This is a genomic window from Micrococcus sp. KRD128, assembly GCF_017168395.1.
Classification (GTDB): Bacteria; Actinomycetota; Actinomycetes; order Actinomycetales; family Micrococcaceae; genus Micrococcus; species Micrococcus luteus.
The window spans coordinates 30,796-32,196 of record NZ_JABFAX010000005.1; the positions used below are offsets into that span (position 1 = coordinate 30,796).

The 1,401-nt window shown below is 68.7% G+C and carries 1 protein-coding gene; it reads right to left on the bottom strand.

What is annotated here, in order from left to right:
• Positions 1–7: 7 nt before the first annotated feature.
• Positions 8–1,401: IS30 family transposase (locus J1M44_RS02545; RefSeq protein ID WP_241252725.1), on the bottom strand; the 1,394-nt coding region annotated here is incomplete at its 5' end.

Consider the following 1,401-nt stretch of genomic DNA (forward strand, 5'->3'; position numbering starts at 1 on the left):
GGCGGGTTCAACCGGTCGTTGCAACACCGTGCGTTGAGAGCGAGCGTAGCTGCTCGGCGAAGACCTCCGCGGGAGTCTTCCAGTCCAGGACCTTCCTGGGCCTGTTGTTCAGCGTGTACGCGACTGCTGCGAGGTCCTCGGCCGACCATCTCGACAGGTCCGTGCCCTTGGGGAAGTACTGCCGCAGCACCCCGTTCGTGTTCTCGTTCGTCGGCCGCTGCCACGGCGAGTGGGGGTCAGCGAAGAACACCTTCGTGCCCGTGGCCATCGTGAACTGGACATGCCCGGCCAGCTCCTTGCCCCGATCCCACGTCAAGCTCTGACGCAGCTGCTCCGGCACCGTCGCCATCGCCTTGATCAGGGCCGCGGTCATCGCCTCGGCCCCGTACCCACCCAGCGACGGCCCGTTCTTCACCGGCGGCCGCTCACCCCATCCCTCCAGGCGGGGCAAGTGGACCAGGATCGTGGCCCGGCTCTTGCGCTCGGCCAGAGTCCCGATCGCTGAACGCTCGGTCCCGATGATCAGGTCCCCTTCCCAGTGCCCGGGCACAGCACGATCAGCGGCCTCGGGTGGGCGCTTGCTGAACACCACGTCCTCGGTGACGTGGCCCTGGGGCTTGTTCCGGGTACGTGCCCGCGGCTCGCGCAGAGCCCGCCCGGTACGTAGGCACCCGACGAGTTCGCGTTTGAGTGCGCCCCGTCCCTCGACGAACAGGGACTGATAGATCGCCTCGTGAGAGATCCGCATGGACACATCATCCGGGAACTCCAGGCGCAGCCGGTGGCTGATCTGCTCAGGGCTCCACGCCGTGGACCACCGCCGGTCCGCCCGGCGCGGTTTCATCTTCCGCCCCTTGAAACCGGGCCCGACCGGTCCCGGCACGGCCACGCCATCGGGGCCCAGGACCACCCCGTTCAGGCGTGCCTGGACGTAGTCGTGCAGTCGCTGGTTCGTGGCCAGCTTCGCCGGCTTGGGCCGCCTGGCAGCTTCCTGGGCCTTCCACTGCGCCACCGTGGCCCGGTACTCCTGCTTCCCGGAACGAGTGGCGCAGTTACGGCGCAGCTCACGGCTGATCGTGCCGGGATCACGTTCCAGCGTGCGTGCGATCTGACGGACCCCCTGGCCCTGGGCATGGAGGATCGCGAGCTCCTCACGCTCAGCGAAGGACAGATACCGGCCGGTGGGCTCGGCTAAGGACAGCGGGGTCATCCCGCCAGCGTGACGGAACCAGCGCGCCCCGACGGGCCAGGACACGCCCACAGTCAGGGATGCCTCGACCGTGGTGACACCGGTGGCGATCACACGCCAGAACTGGCGTTGGACCTCCCGTGAGGGCTGCGGCCTGCCAGGAGAGCGCATCGGGGCCCGCAAAGCCCGATCCGCTCTCCACTGCCGACGTG